At 72.4% G+C, this 17,289-nt stretch carries 17 protein-coding genes; 11 read left to right on the top strand and 6 right to left on the bottom strand.

The genetic code is table 11. The features are described from left to right. Window positions 1-40: 40 nt before the first annotated feature. Genes ACZ4UB_RS23780 through ACZ4UB_RS23765 form a run of 4 tightly spaced genes read left to right on the top strand, consistent with a single transcriptional unit; the run spans window position 41 to window position 3,554 of the window. Complete coding sequence (locus ACZ4UB_RS23780) at window positions 41-1,186, top strand: acyl-CoA dehydrogenase family protein (RefSeq protein ID WP_468072905.1); 1,146 nt, start codon at window positions 41-43, stop codon at window positions 1,184-1,186. Further along, window positions 1,183-1,935, top strand: a complete 753-nt coding sequence (gene trpF, locus ACZ4UB_RS23775) for a phosphoribosylanthranilate isomerase (protein WP_468072904.1) — start codon at window positions 1,183-1,185, stop codon at window positions 1,933-1,935. Before ACZ4UB_RS23780 ends, trpF begins: the two co-directional genes overlap by 4 nt. A gap of 15 nt (window positions 1,936-1,950) precedes the next feature. Beyond that, window positions 1,951-2,673 (top strand): beta/alpha barrel domain-containing protein, encoded by a 723-nt coding sequence (locus ACZ4UB_RS23770; RefSeq protein ID WP_468072903.1) that lies wholly within the window; start codon window positions 1,951-1,953, stop codon window positions 2,671-2,673. Continuing rightward, window positions 2,670-3,554, top strand: coding sequence for an alpha/beta hydrolase (locus ACZ4UB_RS23765; RefSeq protein WP_468072902.1), 885 nt, complete (start codon window positions 2,670-2,672; stop codon window positions 3,552-3,554). Before ACZ4UB_RS23770 ends, ACZ4UB_RS23765 begins: the two co-directional genes overlap by 4 nt. Window positions 3,555-3,642: 88 nt before the next feature. Here the strand turns inward: ACZ4UB_RS23765 and ACZ4UB_RS23760 are convergent, their stop codons facing one another. Together ACZ4UB_RS23760 and ACZ4UB_RS23755 are read right to left on the bottom strand one after the other, a co-directional pair. After that, the gene (locus tag ACZ4UB_RS23760; protein WP_468072901.1) at window positions 3,643-5,331 is read right to left on the bottom strand and encodes a serine/threonine-protein kinase; all 1,689 of its coding nucleotides are present in this window, start codon (window positions 5,329-5,331) and stop codon (window positions 3,643-3,645) included. 127 nt (window positions 5,332-5,458) lie between these two features. Beyond that, complete coding sequence (locus tag ACZ4UB_RS23755) at window positions 5,459-5,887, bottom strand: VOC family protein (RefSeq protein ID WP_468072899.1); 429 nt, start codon at window positions 5,885-5,887, stop codon at window positions 5,459-5,461. A 243-nt stretch (window positions 5,888-6,130) separates the two neighbouring features. On the opposite strand from ACZ4UB_RS23755, the gene ACZ4UB_RS23750 reads away from it, so the two are divergent. Continuing rightward, window positions 6,131-6,541, top strand: coding sequence for a RidA family protein (locus ACZ4UB_RS23750; protein WP_468072897.1), 411 nt, complete (start codon window positions 6,131-6,133; stop codon window positions 6,539-6,541). 15 nt (window positions 6,542-6,556) lie between these two features. Here ACZ4UB_RS23750 and ACZ4UB_RS23745 read toward each other — a convergent pair whose 3' ends face one another. The 4 genes from ACZ4UB_RS23745 to ACZ4UB_RS23730 all read right to left on the bottom strand — a co-directional run bounded on the left by ACZ4UB_RS23745 (window position 6,557) and on the right by ACZ4UB_RS23730 (window position 9,997). Beyond that, complete coding sequence (locus tag ACZ4UB_RS23745; RefSeq protein ID WP_468072895.1) at window positions 6,557-7,132, bottom strand: Uma2 family endonuclease; 576 nt, start codon at window positions 7,130-7,132, stop codon at window positions 6,557-6,559. A gap of 193 nt (window positions 7,133-7,325) precedes the next feature. Further along, on the bottom strand, window positions 7,326-7,961 hold the full coding sequence (locus tag ACZ4UB_RS23740; RefSeq protein WP_468072893.1) for a DUF6875 domain-containing protein: 636 nt from the start codon (window positions 7,959-7,961) through the stop codon (window positions 7,326-7,328). Continuing rightward, a complete protein-coding gene (locus ACZ4UB_RS23735; RefSeq protein ID WP_468072891.1) occupies window positions 7,958-8,587 on the bottom strand; it encodes a hypothetical protein in 630 nt (209 codons plus the stop codon). The genes ACZ4UB_RS23740 and ACZ4UB_RS23735 overlap by 4 nt, the downstream gene beginning before the upstream one ends. Window positions 8,588-8,602: 15 nt before the next feature. Beyond that, window positions 8,603-9,997: a pyridoxal phosphate-dependent decarboxylase family protein gene (locus tag ACZ4UB_RS23730; protein ID WP_468072889.1), complete on the bottom strand. Its 1,395-nt coding sequence runs from the start codon at window positions 9,995-9,997 to the stop codon at window positions 8,603-8,605. 251 nt (window positions 9,998-10,248) lie between these two features. On the opposite strand from ACZ4UB_RS23730, the gene ACZ4UB_RS23725 reads away from it, so the two are divergent. From ACZ4UB_RS23725 to ACZ4UB_RS23700, 6 genes are all read left to right on the top strand, one after another. Then, entirely contained in the window at window positions 10,249-11,736 is a 1,488-nt protein-coding gene (locus ACZ4UB_RS23725; RefSeq protein ID WP_468072887.1) for a multicopper oxidase family protein, read from the top strand. A 154-nt stretch (window positions 11,737-11,890) separates the two neighbouring features. Then, complete coding sequence (locus ACZ4UB_RS23720) at window positions 11,891-12,196, top strand: acyl carrier protein (RefSeq protein ID WP_468072885.1); 306 nt, start codon at window positions 11,891-11,893, stop codon at window positions 12,194-12,196. A gap of 176 nt (window positions 12,197-12,372) precedes the next feature. Next, on the top strand, window positions 12,373-13,332 hold the full coding sequence (locus tag ACZ4UB_RS23715; protein WP_468072883.1) for an aromatase/cyclase: 960 nt from the start codon (window positions 12,373-12,375) through the stop codon (window positions 13,330-13,332). A 221-nt stretch (window positions 13,333-13,553) separates the two neighbouring features. Then, a complete protein-coding gene (gene metK, locus ACZ4UB_RS23710; RefSeq protein WP_468072881.1) occupies window positions 13,554-14,777 on the top strand; it encodes a methionine adenosyltransferase in 1,224 nt (407 codons plus the stop codon). Window positions 14,778-14,864: 87 nt separating this feature from the next. Next, window positions 14,865-15,845: a carbohydrate kinase family protein gene (locus ACZ4UB_RS23705; RefSeq protein WP_468072879.1), complete on the top strand. Its 981-nt coding sequence runs from the start codon at window positions 14,865-14,867 to the stop codon at window positions 15,843-15,845. Then, window positions 15,842-17,289: homocysteine S-methyltransferase family protein (locus ACZ4UB_RS23700; RefSeq protein WP_468072877.1), on the top strand; the 1,448-nt coding region annotated here is incomplete at its 3' end. The genes ACZ4UB_RS23705 and ACZ4UB_RS23700, both read left to right, overlap by 4 nt.

Here is a 17,289-nt window from a genome sequence, read left to right as displayed (position 1 = left end):
CCGGCACCCGCAGACACACCACTAGTCAAAGGGGTCCGTCGTGATCCGTTGGAATTCCGACCAGGCAGACCTGCGCGAGGGCCTGGAACGATGGGGAGACGCCCTCAGCGCGGACCACATCGAGCTCGACGAGAAGTCCGCCTTCTCGGACGACAAGTGGAAGCTCGTCCAGAAGACCGGGATCCTCTCCCTGCCCTTCGACGAGGAGTACGGCGGCCTCGGCCAGTCGGTCCTCACCACCATGTACGTGCTGGAAGGACTCGGCGAGTACAACCGGGACTCCGGCCTCAGCTTCTCCGTCACCACCTCGATCTGCTCGACCGGAATCCCCGTCCAGCAGTTCGGCACCCCCGAGCAGAAGGAGCGGTACCTGCCCCTGATCGCCTCGGGCGAGGCGATCGGCGCCCACGCCATCACCGAGGCCGAGGGCGGATCGGACGCCATGGCGATGACCACGCGGGCGGTCCGGGACGGCGACGACTTCGTCATCAACGGCAGCAAGGTCTTCGTCAGCAACGGCCCCGTCGCGGACGTGATCGTGGTCTACGCCCGCACCCATCCGGACGGCGGACCGCTGGGCACCACCGCGTTCCTGGTGGACCGGAACACCCCCGGGATCACCGCCGGTCAGCCGCTCAAGAAGATGGGGCTGCGCACCTCGCCGCTCTGCGAGCTCTTCTTCGACGACGTACGGGTCCCCAGGACGGCGGTCCTCGGCCGGGTCGGCGGCGGGTTCATGGTCCTGGACCACGTCATGAAGCGGGAGATCCTCTACTCCTTCATCGTCAATGTCGGCGAGATGCAGCACCGCCTCGACCGGTGCGTCGAATACGCCAAGACGCGCAGGTCCTTCGGCAAGTCGATCGGCTCCTACCAGTCGATCGCCAACAAGATCGTCGACACGAAGATCCAGCTGGAGACCGCCCGCAAGTGGCTCTACGACACGGGCGAGAAGCTGGAGGCGGGCGAGAACATCACCGTCGACCTCGCCATCTCCAAGCTCGTCACCAGCGAGAGCAACCTCGCCACCAGCCTCACCGCCGTGCAGGTCTTCGGCGGCCACGGCTACATGGCGGAGTACGGGCTGGAGATCGACGTGCGCAACGCCGTGGGCGGCACGATCTACTCCGGCACCAACGAGATCCAGTACAACCGCATCGCCTCCATGCTGGGACTCGGCAAATGACCACGGCTTCCCCGGCCCCCCCGGCCGCCCCCTCCGCGGCCGCCCTGGCCCGGACCCTGCTCAAGGTCTGCGGAGCCACGGCGGCGGGGGACGTCGAGGCCGCGGCGGCGGCCGGCGCGGACTGCGTCGGGCTCTGGCACGGCGTACCCGGCGGCCCCCGCGAGCTGGACCGGGACGCCTTCGCCGCCCTCGCGGCGGCGACCCGCTCGGCCGGCCTCCTGCCGGTCCTGGTCACCTTCCTGGCCGACACCGGGGAACTGACCGAGCTGACCCGCCGCACGGGGGTCGGCTGGATCCAGCTCCACGCCTACCAACCGCCCGCGGTGGTACGGGCGCTGCGCGACGCGCTCCCGGCGGAGGTCGGCATCGTCAAGGTGCTCCACGTGACCCCGGGCGGGGGCGGCTGCGTCGAGCGCCCGCTCATCGGGGCCTACGAACGCGCCGGGACGGACCTCTTCCTCCTCGACACCGCCACCGAGGACGGCCGCATCGGCTCCACCGGCCGCACCCTCGACCCGGCCGACGTACTGGCCCTGTTGCCCCGCCTCACCCGCCCGTTCCTGCTGGCCGGCGGCCTCGACCCGGCCAACCGGGCCGCCTACGACGAGGTCGTGCGCCACCCCGGCTTCCGCGGGATCGACGTGGACACCGCGGCCCGCGACCGGACCACCGGGTCCTTCGGGATCCCCGAGATCGCAGCCCTGGCCCGCGCCTGGCGCACCCCTCCCGGCCTCACTCCCTCCCCTTGACCTGGAGCTGTCGCGATGACGAAGCAGAACCGGACCGGCTTCCCCTTCCTCGAGGCCCTCCTCGACTCCCCGACCCCCGTGGTGATGGAGGTCAAGCGGCGCGACGCGCACGGCTACGACCTCCTCGGCGGCCGCACCCCGGCCGCGATCGTCGGCGCGTACGAGAGCGCGGGCGCCCCCTGCATCTCGGTGGTCACCGGCCGCTGGTTCGGCGGCTCGCCCGCCCTGCTGCGCGACGTCGCCGCGATGACCGACCTCCCGCTGCTCCAGAAGGACTTCATCACCCGCAAGGACCAGATCCGCGCGGCCAAGGAACTCGGCGCCTCCGCCGTCCTGTTGACGGCCGCGCTGCTGCCCGAGTCCAGCATGCGCACCCTGGTCACCGAGTGCCTGCTGGCCGGGCTCACCCCCTTCGTCGAGATCACCACCGAGGCCGAGCTGGAGGGGATCCACCACCCCGAGGAATGCGTGATCGCGGTCAACAACAAGGACATCAAGACGCGCGAACGCGACGCCGGCGACCTGCACCGCAGCCTCGACCTGCTGCCCGCGGTCCGCGCGACGGGCACCCCGGCCCCGGTCAGCGCCAGCGGCATCAACGGCCCCGCGACCGCCGCCGACCTGCTGGACGCGGGCTTCGCCGGCCTCCTGGTCGGCACCTCCCTGCTGCGCACCCGCTCCCCGATCGCGTGGGTGGACGCGGTGGTCGGCGCCCGCAAAGACCTGGCCGTCCGATGAGCACGGCGGCGACGGACACGAGCACGGCGCACACGAGCACGCCCACGCCGACGGACCACGCGCTCACCGAGTACGCCCTCACGGGGGCCGGGATCCGGCTCTCGGCACGGCTCGCGCTCCCCGCGCGGGGCGCGCCCCGCGCCACCGTCCTGGCCATCCACGGCCGCGGCATGCGGGCCGGGTACTGGGACGCCTTCGCCCCGCTCGCCACCCGCCTCGGCCACGCCGTCCTGGCCGTGGACCGCCCCGGCTACGGCGACTCGGCCCGTGACCTCCCCGAGGGGCAGAACCTGGCCGACCAGGCGGAGACCCTCCGGGCCGCCCTGAAGGAACACGCCCGCACGCACGACCTGGGCGCGGGGGTCTTCCTGCTCGGCCACTCCGACGGCGGCAAGGTCGCCCTGCACACGGCCGCCGGGGGCGCGGACGCACCGCCCCTGCTCGGCCTGGACGCCTCCGGCGTGGGCTACCACTACGACCCCGCGGCCCTGCACTTCCCGTCCACCCTGGGCGGTGGCGCCACCAAGCTCAACTGGGGTCCCCTCGGGCTCTACCCGCGCGGCACCTTCCAGGCCAGCCGCGCCCTGCTCGCGCCGACCCCGCCGCGCGAGTCGGCGGAAACGATGTGGTGGCCGCGCCAGTTCGAGGCCCTGGCCCCCGAGGTCCGGGTCCGGGTCCGCCTCACCTTCGCGCAGCACGAGGCCTGGTGGGACCTGTCCGAAGCCGCCCTGACGGCCATGACCGCCCGCCTGACCGCCGCCCCGCGCGTCACCGTCGACCACCTGGCCGCCGCGGGCCACAACATCAGCCTGGGCCACACGGCCACCGCCTACCACCTGCGCGTCCTGGCCTTCCTGGAGGAATGCCTGCTGGGCCGCTGAGGACCTGCGGGCGGCCAGGTCCACGGCCCCGGGGAACGGACCGCGCCCGCGGCTACGAACGCCGATGGGCCGAGAGGGCGGGACGAGGTCAGTCGGCCGACGAGGGGGCGACCGCCCGGCGCCAGACGGTGGCGTCGAGGGTGACGTGGAAGGCGGGGTCGGTGTGGGCCGTCTGCCCCCGGAAGGTGATCAGGCCGATGTGACCCGCCTTGGTGAGGACGCAGAACTGGGCGCCCGGGGACAGCTTGTCCAGGGGGATGTAGTCGGCGAAGCGCGTCTCGGCGCGGCAGGTCTCCAGGGATCCGGCCTGCCCCGGGTCGAGCAGCGCGAGGTGGTTGCCCGCCTGGGTGCGCACGCGGTAGGGGAGCGAGTGCCCGGCGAACTGCAGGTCGCCGGCGGAGCCGCCCGAGTCCTGCGGCCGCAGCTCGGCGTCGGCGAACCTCAGGGTGTGGTTCTCCGGCAGGTTGATGTCCGTGCGCGTGACCGGCTCCGGAGCCTTGGCCGCGCCGGCCGGCGACCGCGCGGCCTTCGGGGTGGACGAGGTCTCCTTCCCGTTCCCCTTCCCCTTCCCGGTGGCCTGTGCCTGCGTGCCGGAGTTGCGGCTCACGACGTACAGGCCACCGCCGGCGAGCAGCGCCAGGGCGAGCCCGACCGCCACGGCCGCGCCCGGCCGACGGGTCGTGCGGCCCGCCGCGGACGGTCGGCTCGGGGCGCCCGGTGGCATCGACGGCCGGGCGTAGGGGCCCGGCGGGGGCGGCGTCGGCGGTCCGTACGCGCCCTGGACGGCGGGCGGCGCGGCGGGCGAGGCGGGCGCGGCGGTCACCGTCGGCGCGCGGCCGGGCGGCGCCGGTGCCGCCGGGACCCGGGTCACCTCGGGCGGTGCGGGCGCCGCCGCGCGCCGCGTGATGTCGGCGGCGACCGCGCCGGGCAGCCAGGCTTCGGGACGGCGCAGCGGCGCGCCGTCGTTGGCGGCCCGGCACAGCGCGAGGACCTCGTCGACCGAGGGCCTGGTCGCCGGGTCCTTGGCGAGGCAGCGAGCCGCCAACTCCCGCAGCTGGGGAGGGAGTCGGTCGAGGTCGGGCTGCTCGTGGACGATGCGGTAGAGCACCCCGTGCGAGGTGCCCTCGCCGAAGGCGGGCAGGCCGGTCGCCGCGTACACCGCGACCTGGCCGAGCGCGAAGATGTCGGTGGCGGGGGCGATCGCACCGCCCGCGGCCTGTTCGGGCGCCATGAAGGTCGGGGTGCCGATGGTGACGCCGCTACCGGTCAGGGCGGTCGCGTCGGCGGCCCGAGCGATGCCGAAGTCGATGACGCGGGGCCCGTCGCCCGCGAGCAGGACGTTGGACGGCTTGAGGTCGCGGTGGACGATGCCGGCCCCGTGGATGACCTGCAGGGCCTCGGCGACGCCCGCGACCAGGAGCAACACGGTGGGCACGGGCAGCCCGCCGTGCCGCTGCACGGCGTCGGCCAGGGAGGGCCCGGGGACGTAGGCCGTGGCGAGCCAGGGGCGGCGGCCCTCGGTGTCGGAGTCGATCACCGGCGCGGTGTAGAGCCCCTGCACGCGCTCGGCGGCCCGCACCTCCTGCTGGAAGCGGCGGCGGAACTCGGCGTCCTCGCCGAACTCCGGCCGGATCACCTTGATCGCGACGGGCCGTCCGCCCGGCGTGTACGAGAGGTACACCTTGCCCATGCCGCCGGCGCCGAGCCTGGCCGCGATGCGGTATCCGGCCACGGACCGCGGGTCGTCGCCCTCCAGCGGCTGAAAGACGGTGTCCAACTCGGTTCCTCCCCGGTCGTTTTCGAAACACGCCCTAAGGCGCCCACCCGGCCCAGGCGGAACTGTATCGAACACAAGATCCTCCACGGCCCGCTCGCCCGTGGGGGTGGGCGGGCGCCCGCCGGGCCTACCGCCCCGGGCGGGCGTAGGGCCGGGTCATGACCTCCAGGTTGTGGCCGTCGGGGTCGGCGAAGTACGCGCCCCGACCGCCGAACAGCCGGTTGATCCGGCCGGGTTCGCGGTGGTGCGGATCGGCGTAGTGGGCGACGTCGATCGCGTCGAGGCGGGCGATCACGTCGTCGAACCGCTCCTCGGGCACGAGGAAGGCGTAGTGCTGGGGCTGGATCGGCTCGTCCCGCATCTCGTAGTAGTCCAGCGTGACGCCGTTGCCGAGGTCGACGGGGAGGAACGGCCCGAAGGGCGCTCCCACCGCCAGCCCCAGGACCACGGCGAGGAACTCGGCCGACAACCGCCGGTCCCGGGCGTGGACGACGGTGTGGTCGAGCCGGACGACGTTCGTGCTCGGCGCGTGCGGGTGCTGCGGTGCGTTCTGCATGGGCGGGGGTTTTCTCCGGGTCCGGGAATGACTGGGAAGGGCACAGGAAGACGCGGAGGGAACGGCGGCGCCCTGCCCCGCCCCGGGATCACTCCGAGGCCGGGAACCCCACTCGTGCGTGGCCCAAGGCCGACCCGGCAGTCACCCGCCCGACCCTAGCGATCACCACCGCCGTGGGCAACGGCGTTCCGGTCGGACGAAAACCGGGTGCGCGGTGTCGGCCGGACGGCCAGACTCGCCCGCATGGCATCCGAGATCACGCGCGTCAATCCCGATGAGCTCCACCCGACCCCGGGGTACCACCACATCACGGTGGTGGAGGCGGGCCGCACGGCGCACCTGGCCGGGCAGGTCCCGCTCGACCGCTCCGGTGCGCTGGTGGGTCCGGGTGACCTCGACGCGCAGATCGACCAGGTGGCGGCCAACGCCCTGGCCGCGCTGAGCGCGGTCGGCGCCCGGCCGGACCACGTCGTCCGCTCGGTGATCTACGTGGTCAGCGACGAGGTGACGGCCCTGGGCGCCGCCTGGCGACGGCTCAACGCCTCTCCGATCGGCCCCGCCTTCACCACCGCGAGCACCCTGCTCGGCGTGGCCCAACTCGGCTTCACCGGCCAGCTGATCGAGGTCGACCTCACGGCGGCGCTGCCCGAGTGACGAGGGCGCCTAGAGCTAGAGCCCGGACGTGTCGAGCACGATCCCGAAGGGCTCGGGCAGCCGCACCGGGACCCCGAAGGGGTGCGGCCCGTCCGCGCGGGTGTAGCCGAGCGGGCCGGGCTCGGAGAACACGCTGACGCTCCGCTCGACCCGGTCGACGAGCAGGTACAGCGGAGCCCCGTACTCGGCGTACCGCCTGCGCTTGACCACACGGTCGGTCTCGGCGTTCGACTCCGAGGTCACCTCCACGACGAGCAGGGTCTGATCGGGCACCAACGCCCCGCCGCCCTTGGCCAGCTCGACCGGCACCACGGCGATGTCGGGCACGTACCAGTTCTGGGACTTGGGTAGATCGAGGTTTCCGGAGCCCGTGACGCATCCCAAGTCACGTACGCGCGGCTTGATCTGGTCACGGATGATCTCTGCCGCGGCTTCCTGGTCCCAAGACGGCGACATGGTGTCGATGACCCCCTCGATGATCTCCGCGCGATCACCCTTGATGTGCTGAACGGCGAACTTCAGCGCCTGCTCCGGGTCCACCCCGCTGTAGTCGGCGGCCCCCCGGCCGTCGCCCACCGGTGCTGTACTCATGGCGCGGTACTCCTCTCCTCCGTCCCGGCGAAGCTACAGGCCCCGCCGAACCGGGTTCCCTCCACGGCCCGCACCATCACCCGAACGGTGCCGTCCACACCCGCGGGAGGACCGACCCCGGTAGCCGGCTCACGCCGATGCCCCCCACCGTCCGGCGGAGGTGGGGGGCATCGGCGCGGGGTAGGGCCTCGGGTCAGGCCGCCACCACGCGGCTGACCAGTTGGTCGCGGACGCGGGAGGGGATGGCCGGGGCGAAGCGCTGGAGGTAGTGGTCCATGTGGAGGTCGTCGCCGACCAGGAACGGCAGGTCGAAGACCAGGAGCTTGCGCACGGCCAGGAGGGGGAGCGGGGAGCGCAGGGGGCGGAAGGACTCGTTGTAGAGGCCGGGCTCCTCGCAGACCGGGTGGAACTGGCCGATCATCAGGCCCTCCGCGACGAACTCGTCCTTCGCCTTGCGCTGGAGCTCGTCCAACTCCACCGAGTCCGTCGGGTCGAAGCCCGGCAGGACGAGGAGGATCGTGAGCAGCTCGCGGTCCTCGGGGGAGAGCCCCTCGGAGAGGGCCGCGTGCCGGGTGCGCAGGGAGTCCACCGCCGAGGCGAGGTCGTCGCATTCCGCCGACGGCATCGCCAGGTGGAAGAGGTCCTTGCGCAGCGCCGGCGCGGTGTACGGACACACCGGGCCGGAGCGGCCCAGTTCGGGATGGCTGGAGACCAGGAACTCCCGGCTCCACATCAGCACTTGCAGCAGCGGGCCGACGTGTTCCGCCGGCACCTCGCCCCGGGCGACCTCGCCCGAGGTCCACGACATGATCAGGTCGTCGCCCCTCATCGCGCGTCCCTCCACATCGGCCGCAGGACGGGTCCGTCCCCGGGCAGGGCGATCTCCGGGCCCACCCGCTCGAAGCCGCCGCGCCGGCTCGCCGCCTCGCCGCCGGGCGAGCTGGCCTCCGTGTACACGCCGGCGCCGTCGGCGTCCGCCCGGGCGGTCACCCTGCTCACCAGCGCGGAGACCAGGCCGTCCCGCTGGCGGTCCGCGCGGACCCCGGCGAAGGAGATGTAGTAGTGCGGCGGGCCGTGCGGGTGGCGTTCGTCCTGGAGCGCCGCGATGGTGTGCAGGGCCGGGGCGTACGGCCCCAGGGCCGCGGCGGCCTCCGCCAGCCGCGCCTCGTCCGGTACGGCGCCCGGCGGCAGGAAGAGCAGGACGGCGTCGCCGTCCGGGCTGGTGAACACCCCGCCGTGGGCGGCGGACAGCTCGACGAACGCCCGGAAGAACCCGGGGAGCCGCTCCGCGCGCTCCTGCTCGTCGGGGACCATCCACCGGGCCAGGGCGTCCTGGTGGAAGGCGGCGGCGAGGAGGGCCGAGAGGTGCGTGACCGCCGCGCGCCCCATGGGCAGGGGTGCGACGGGGGCTGAGGAAGGATCGGGCGACAGGGTCGTGGACGTGGACGTGGTCATGGTCGGGTCCTCCGGTCAGAGGGTGGCGCGTCCGTGCGCGGCCAGGGCCGCCACGCGGGCGTGCAGGGTCGGGAGGTAGAGCTCGGACTCGGGTTTGATCAGGACGCTGCGCACGATGCGCGCCGCGTCCGCGTCGCGGATCGCGCCCGGGTGGCGCCGTACGAACGCGTCGGCGTCGGCGCGCAGCACGCTCAGGAAGACCGGGTCGGCCTCCGCCGTCATGCCGTCGCGCAGCAGCCGGTCCGAGGCGGCGTCGATCGCGGACAGCGATCCGTCCGCCGTCGCCGGGAAGTAGGTGACGATGTCGAGGTCGGGGCGCTGGTACAGCTCCAGGTCCGCCGAGTCGGCGATCAGGTCGGCCCAGCGCAGCGCGGCCCGCCGGTTCGCGGCGAGGATCGCACCGAAGCCGTCGGGGGTGAGCGGGAGCAGCTCCAGGGTCAGCCACAGCGCGGACGCCGCGGCGCCCGCCCGGGAGCACTCCAGGCTGATCTCGCCGAGGTGCAGATCGGCGTCGGTGAAGTAGGTGTACGGGGAGTCGTGGGCGAAGTGCCGTCCGGCGCGCGGGTCCGGGAAGAGCACCGCCCCACAGCCGTAGGGCTGGAGACCGTGCTTGTGCGGGTCCACGACCACCGAGTCGCACTCCGCGACGGCCCGCCAGGGCCGCGGGTCGAAGCCCTCGGCCCCCGCCCGGCCCAGGATCGCGTAGAAGCCGCCGTAGGCCGCGTCCACGTGGACGCGCACCCCGTACCGGCGGGCGATCGCGACCACCTCGTGGACCGGGTCCACCGTGCCGAGCCCGGTGGTCCCGGTGGTGACGACGACCGTGCCGATCCGCCCGGTGCGCAGGGCGTCCTCCAGCGCGTCCAGGTCGATCCGCCCGTGCCCGTCGACCGGGATCCGGTGGCCCTCGACGCCCAGGACGTGGCACATCCGCTCGTGGGTGTAGTGGCATTCGCTGCTGTACGCGATCCCCTTGTCCGGGTGCAACTGCCGCGCCACGTACAGCGCTTCGAGGTTGGCCATGGTGCCGCTGGTGGTCAGGTGCCCGACGTGCGCGTCGAAGCCGAACATGGCGGCGAGGGAGGCGACTGCCTCGCGTTCCATCTCGGTCGTCGCGGGCCCGCCCTCGGCGGCGTGGTTGTTGGGGTTGAACAGCATCGCGGTCAGGTAGCCGACGACGGCCGCCGGGTGCGGGGGCTTGACCATCTGTCCGGCGTAACGCGGGTGGAAGAAGGGATAGTTGTGGTCCATCCGCTTGGCGAGCCGCTCGAAGGCCCCGTCGAAGGCGTCGGGGTCGACGCGGTGCGCGCCGTGCGTCTCGTACGGTCCGAACTGGCCGCCCCACCGCTCGGCGACCCCGAGGGCGCGCGGCAGCCAGTCGCGCAGATCGTGCAGGTCGTTCAGGTCCACGGTGAGCCTCCCCCGGTGGCCGCGCTCTGCGGCACGAGTGGTGCGTACGCGGTCCGACGTACGCACGAGCAGATATACGGAGCCCACGCAAGCCCCGCGCAACGCCGGACGGCCGCACACCACCTGGGCTCCAGCGATGTGCGAGAGGCGTCTGGTGCACTCGCCGCGCGACACCCGTGCCGAAGCCGTGTGCGACCCCCGTACGCGGCAGCGGGCGCCGTTCCCGCCCACCCCTTCCAGGAGGACATCGCATGGTCACCAGACGCAGCGTGCTCGGCGGCGCCCTGGCCGCGGCCGGTGCCGGACTGATCACCGGCGGCGCGCTGACGCCGATGCTCGACGCCCGTACCGCCCAGGCCGCCGACGCGGCGCCGGGCGTGGCGCCCCGACCGGTCGCGGTGCCGGTGCCGCCGCCCTTCTCGGTGCGGATGCCGATCCTGCCGGTGCTGACCCCGGTCTCCACCGCGGGCGGGCAGGACACCTACGCCGTCACGATCAAGGAGGTGTCACGGGAGATCCTGCCCGGCGGCATGGCCAAGGTCCTGACCTACGACGGCTGCTTCCCCGGACCGGTGCTGCGCGCGCGCAGCGGCCGCAAGGTGGTGGTCCGCCACCGCAACACGCTCGGCATGCCGGTCGCCGTCCACCTGCACGGCGGGTCGGTCACCCAGGACAACGACGGCTCCCCGATGGACACCTTCGCGCCCGGCACCTCGCGCACGTACACCTACCCGAACCAGCAGCCGGCCGCCCCGCTCTGGTTCCACGACCACGCCCACCACATGGAGTCGGAGCACGTCTACCGCGGCCTGTCCGGCTCCTACCTGCTCTCGGACGAGACGGAACGCGCGCTGCCGCTGCCGTCGGGGCAGTACGAGATACCCATCGCGCTGCGGGACGCGCACTTCGACGAGTACGGCCAGCTCGTCTACGTCATGGACGACGCCTTCGGCCGCACCACCATCCTCGCCAACGGCCGCCCCAGCCCGTACGTCGAGGTCGCGGCCCGCAAGTACCGCTTCCGGCTGCTGAACTCCTCCAACATGCGCTTCTTCCAGCTCAAGCTGTCGGACGGCGGCCAGATGATCCAGATCGGCTCGGACGGCGGGCTGCTGGAACACCCCTTCCCGACCGACACCATCGGGCTCTCCCCGGCGGAGCGCGCGGACGTGGTCATCGACTTCTCCCGCTACCCGGTCGGCACGAAGATCGTCCTGGAGAACACCCTGGGCCCGGGCACCCCCGACCAGGTCGGCAAGGTGCTGCGCTTCGACGTCGTGCGCACGGCCGCCGACCAGAGCCGGGTGCCGGACACCCTGCGCACCCTGCCCGCGGTGGCGGCGCTGCCGAAGCCCGCGGTGCAGCGCACCATCGTGCTCAGCATGGACGAGGACGGGCGCCAGGAACCGCGGGGGTTCATGGACGGCCAGGCCTACGACCCGAACCGCATCGACCAGACGGTCACCTACGGCTCCTCGGAGGTCTGGACGGTCACCAACGCCAACAAGCTGATCCCGCACAACTTCCACATGCACCTGGTCCAGTTCCGGGTGCTGGAGCGGGGCGGCGCCCCGGCCGGACCGGCGGAGGCGGGGCTGAAGGACACCGTCCGACTGTTCCCGGGGGAGACGGTCAAGCTGCACGCGACCTTCGCCTCGTACCGGGGGACGTACGTCTACCACTGCCACCTGCTGGACCACTCGGCGATGGGCATGATGGCCAACTTCCGCGTGCGCTAGGCCATTTACTCCGGGCCGCCGCCACCGCAGTCCGACTCGACGCCCTCTCAAGGGCCGGACGAGCGCGGGCCGCGAGAGTGACGAGCACAGACCATGTCCAGCCGTGTCCCCCATGACTACGCATGCGTCCGTACGTTCTCGCAAGGAGATCACCATGACCACCTCGCTCACGTTCCTCACACCCCACGACGGCGTACGCACCGTCCTGGACGAGGTGCGCGCAGTCTGGGCGACCCTCCTCAAGATCACCGACCCTCCGTTGGAAGCCAACTTCTTCGAGCTGGGCGGCGATTCACTCGCCGCCCACCACATGCTCCGCCAGCTCTCCCGCACCTACGGCGTCGAGCTCCGGCTGCGCCAGATCTACGAGACCCCCACGATCGCGACCCTGGCCGCGGCCGTGACCACCCGGATCGAGCAGCGGGGCCAAGGGTCGGGGGACGGGTCGGGTCACGAGTGAGCGCCGGGGCGGGGGCTGGGGTCGTGGGCGGGGGCGCCGGCACGGGCACCCGCGGGATCCGGCCACCCGACCCCCGCGCCGCCCCGCGCCGCCCGGACCCGTCCTCGAGCGCACTTCCGGTGGCTCTCCGGCGCCGGGGAGGAGGGTCGGGGCCACAGGTCAGGGAGGCTGAGCCGATGTCGGGTGAGCGAGTGCACCGCGCGTCGTACGAGATCGACGTGTCCGCGCCGGCCGGGGTGGTCTACGGGCTGATCGCGGACACCACGCAGTGGCCGTTGATCGCGGCGTCGAGCATCCATGTCGAGCGGCTCGATTTCGACGGGGTGCTCGACCGGTTCAGGATGTGGTTCACCGCCAACGGGAGCATCAGGTCCGCGCTCTCGCACCGCACCCTGGACAGCGCGCGCACCCGCATCGACTTCCTCCAGGAACTCCCCGCCACACCCTCGGTCACCTTGACCGGGACCTGGACGGTCGAACCCCGCGGCACCGGGCGCAGCCGGCTGCGCCTGGAGCACGAGTTCACCGTGGCCGCCGGCCCGCCCGGGGATGTCGCGTGGCTGCTGCTCGCGACCGACAGCAACAGCCGGGCCGAGCTGGAACAGCTCAAGGAGAACGCCGAGCGGTGGCGCGAAATCGACGCACTGACGCTCGGCTTCGAGGACTCCGTCCGGGTGCACGGCCCGGCCGAGCTGGTCTACGACTACCTCTACGGGGTGGCCGACTGGCCCGGCCGGGTCCCGCATGTCACCCGCGCGGAGGTCCGCGAGGACGTCCCGGGGGTGCAGCGCGTGCGGATGGAGACCCTGGCCGAGGGCGGCGGTCCGCCGCGGGACACCGAGTCCGTACGGATCTGCTTCCCGCACGCCGCCCGCATCGTCCACAAGCAGACGAGGACACCGCCGCTGATCGAGGCGCACACCGGGGAGTGGTCCGTGCTGCCCGACGAAAGGGGCGTGACGGCGATCTCCCACCACAGCGTGCTGCTGCGCGCGGCCGACGTCGAGCAGGTGCTCGGGCCGGGGGCCGATCTGGCCCGGGCGCGCGCGCACGTACGCGCGACGCTGGGCCGCGAGAGCACGGCCGTCCTCGAACTGGCCAAGCGGCACGCCGAGTCCGCGATCCGCACCCTCTGAGCCCGGATCGGCCGACACCTTCCTGACGGACCGTCAGATTCTGATGTCACGAACGTGTCGGGGGTATCCGGGCGCGGCTCGCTCCCCCTTCGCCCATGGCACAAGATCGATCGGGGACATCTCTCAGCCGACCCGCCGACCCGCCGACCCGCCACCGCCCCCCGACCGACCGCCTCCCGCACCCGACGATCGTCCGTACCCGACCATCCACCAGGAGTGACATGTCCCGCCGTCTGTTCACCTCGGAGTCCGTCACCGAGGGCCACCCCGACAAGATCGCCGACCAGATCAGCGACGCGATCCTCGACGCCCTGCTCACGGAGGACCCCACCTCCCGCGTGGCCGTCGAGACGCTGATCACCACGGGCCTGGTCCACATAGCCGGTGAGGTGACGACCCAGGCGTACGCGCCGATCGCGGCCATCGTCCGCGCGAAGATCCTGGAGATCGGCTACGACTCCTCCGGCAAGGGCTTCGACGGCGCCTCCTGCGGTGTCTCGGTCTCCATCGGCGCGCAGTCCCCGGACATCGCGCAGGGCGTGGACACGGCGTACGAGAGCCGGGTCGAGGGCGCCGGAACGGGCGACGGGGGCGACGAGCTGGACAAGCAGGGCGCGGGCGACCAGGGCCTGATGTTCGGCTACGCCTGCGACGAGACCCCCGAGCTGATGCCGCTGCCGATCCACCTCGCGCACAAGCTCTCGCGTCGCCTGTCCGAGGTCCGCAAGAACGGCGCGATCCCCTACCTGCGTCCCGACGGCAAGACCCAGGTCACCATCGAGTACGACGGCGACAAGGCCGTCCGCCTCGACACCGTCGTCGTCTCCACCCAGCACGCCGCCGACATCGACCTCGACGCGCTGCTCACCCCGGACATCCGCGAGATCGTCGTCGAGCACGTCCTGAGGCAGCTCGCCGAGGACGGCATCAAGCTGGACACCGAGGGCTACCGCCTGCTGGTCAACCCGACCGGGCGCTTCGAGATCGGCGGCCCGATGGGCGACGCCGGCCTCACCGGCCGCAAGATCATCATCGACACCTACGGCGGCATGGCCCGTCACGGTGGCGGCGCCTTCTCCGGCAAGGACCCGTCCAAGGTCGACCGCAGCGCCGCCTACGCGATGCGCTGGGTCGCGAAGAACGTCGTCGCCGCCGGTCTCGCGACCCGCTGCGAGGTCCAGGTCGCGTACGCGATCGGCAAGGCGGAGCCCGTCGGCCTCTTCGTCGAGACCTTCGGCACCCACACCGTGCCCACCGACCGCATCGAAGAGGCCATCTCCCAGGTCTTCGACCTGCGCCCGGCCGCGATCATCCGCGACCTCGACCTGCTGCGCCCGATCTACGCGCAGACCGCCGCCTACGGCCACTTCGGCCGCGAACTCCCCGACTTCACCTGGGAGCGCACCGACCGCGCCGACGCCCTGAAGGCCGCCGCCGGCGTCTGAGCGGGCGTCCGCCCCCGCCCCTAGCCCCGGTTCCTCCCCCTCCCCCTCCCGCCCCGCCGACATCGAGATCAGCTCACAGGAGTCCACGTGCGTATCGCGGTGACCGGATCCATCGCCACAGATCACCTCATGGCCTTCCCGGGCCGGTTCGTCGACCAGCTGCTCCCCGACCAGCTGGAACACGTCTCGTTGTCCTTCCTCGTCGACACGCTGGAAGTCCGGCGGGGCGGAGTGGCGGCCAACATCTCCTACGGGCTCGGCGGGCTGGGCCTCGGCCCGCTCCTCGCGGGCGCCGTCGGCGCCGACTTCGCCGAGTACGAGGTCTGGCTCAAGGAACACGGAGTCGACACCGGCGCGGTGTACGTCTCCGACGACCGCCAGACCGCCCGCTTCATGTGCATGACCGACCAGGACTCGAACCAGATCGCCTCGTTCTACGCGGGCGCCATGGCCGAGGCCGACCGGATCGACCTGCGCCCCCTGCACGCCCAGGCCCCCCTCGACCTGGTCCTCGTCTCCCCGAACGACCCGGCGGCGATGGTCCACCACACCGACCAGGCCCGAGCCCTGGGCATCCCCTTCGCCGCCGACCCCTCCCAGCAGCTCGCCCGGCTCTCCGGCGCGCAGGTGCGCACCCTGGTGGACGGCGCGGCCTGGCTGTTCACCAACGAGTACGAGTCCGCCCTGCTGCGCGAACGCGCCGAGTGGAGCCACACCGACGTCCTCGACCGGGTCGGCACCTGGGTCACCACCCTGGGCGCCCAGGGCGTGCGCATCGACCGCAAGGGCGACCCGACGATCACGGTGCGCGCCGTCCCCGGCATCACCCCCGAGGACCCCACCGGCGTCGGCGACGCCTTCCGCTCCGGCTTCCTGGCCGCGGTCAGCTGGCAGCTGCCGCTGGAGACCGCGGCGCAGCTGGGCTGTGCGATGTCCGCCCTCGTCCTCGCCGCCGTGGGCTCGCAGTCGTACGAGATCCAGCCCGAGGCCCTCCTCGCCACCGTCCGCGCGGTGTACGGGGACCGCTCGGCCGAGCTGCTCGCACCCCGACTGGGACGGCTGACATGACGACCGACGCGCAGGAGCGGGCGAACGCCCTCCGACAGGCACTGGCCACCCGCGTGGTGGTCGCCGACGGAGCCATGGGGACGATGCTCCAGGCCCAGGACCCGACGATGGAGGACTTCGAGCAGCTGGAGGGCTGCAACGAGGTCCTGAACGTGACGCGCCCCGACATCGTGCGCACGGTCCACGAGGCCTACTTCGCGGTGGGCGTGGACTGCGTGGAGACGAACACCTTCGGTGCGAATCACGCCGCGCTGGTGGAGTACGACATCCCGGAGCGCAACTTCGAGCTCTCGGAGGCGGGTGCGCGGATCGCGCGCGAGGTCGCGGACGAGTTCACGGCCTCGACCGGTCAGCAGCGCTGGGTGCTGGGCTCGATGGGCCCCGGCACCAAGCTGCCCACCCTCGGGCACATCCGCTACTCCACCATCCGGGACGCCTACCAGGTCAACGCGGAGGGCCTGCTGAGTGGCGGCGCGGACGCGTTGTTGGTGGAGACGACGCAGGACCTGCTCCAGACGAAGTCCTCGATCATCGGTGCGCGGCGGGCGATGGAGGCGTTGGGCGTCTCGGTTCCGTTGATCTGTTCGGTGACGGTGGAGACGACCGGGACGATGCTGCTGGGCTCGGAGATCGGCGCGGCGCTGACCTCGTTGGAGCCGTTGGGCATCGACATGATCGGTTTGAACTGCGCGACGGGTCCGGCGGAGATGAGCGAGCACCTGCGCTACCTCGCCCGGAACTCGCGCATCCCGATCTCCTGCATGCCCAATGCCGGCCTGCCCGTCCTGACCAAGGACGGCGCCCACTACCCGCTGTCGGCCGTGGAGCTGGCCGACGCCCAGGAATCGTTCATCCGCGAGTACGGACTTTCGCTCGTCGGCGGCTGCTGCGGCACGACGCCCGAGCACCTGCGCCAGGTCGTCGAGCGGGTCCGCGGCGCGGCGGTCATCGGGCGGGAACCCGCCCCCGAGCCGGGCGCCTCGTCCCTCTACCAGACGGTTCCGTTCCGTCAGGATCTGGCGTTCATGGCGATCGGTGAGCGGACGAACGCGAACGGGTCGAAGAAGTTCCGGGACGCGATGTTGGAGGCGCGTTGGGACGACTGTGTGGAGATGGTCCGGGACCAGATCCGTGAGGGTGCGCACATGTTGGACCTGTGTGTGGACTACGTGGGTCGTGATGGTGTCGCGGACATGGACGAGTTGGCGGGGCGTTTCGCGACGGCTTCGACGTTGCCGATCGTGTTGGACTCGACCGAGGTCGCGGTGATCAAGGCGGGGTTGGAGCGTCTGGGTGGGCGCGCGGTGATCAACTCGGTGAACTACGAGGATGGTGACGGGCCCGAGTCTCGGTTCGCGCAGGTGACGCGGTTGGCGCAGGAGCACGGTGCGGCGTTGATCGCGTTGACGATCGATGAGAAGGGTCAGGCGCGGACGGTCGAGGA

The sequence above is a fragment of the Streptomyces sp. NPDC028419 genome, assembly GCF_055565515.1.
The sequence above is the reverse complement of the archived record's forward strand: the minus strand, read 5'-3'. Positions and strand labels throughout refer to the sequence as shown.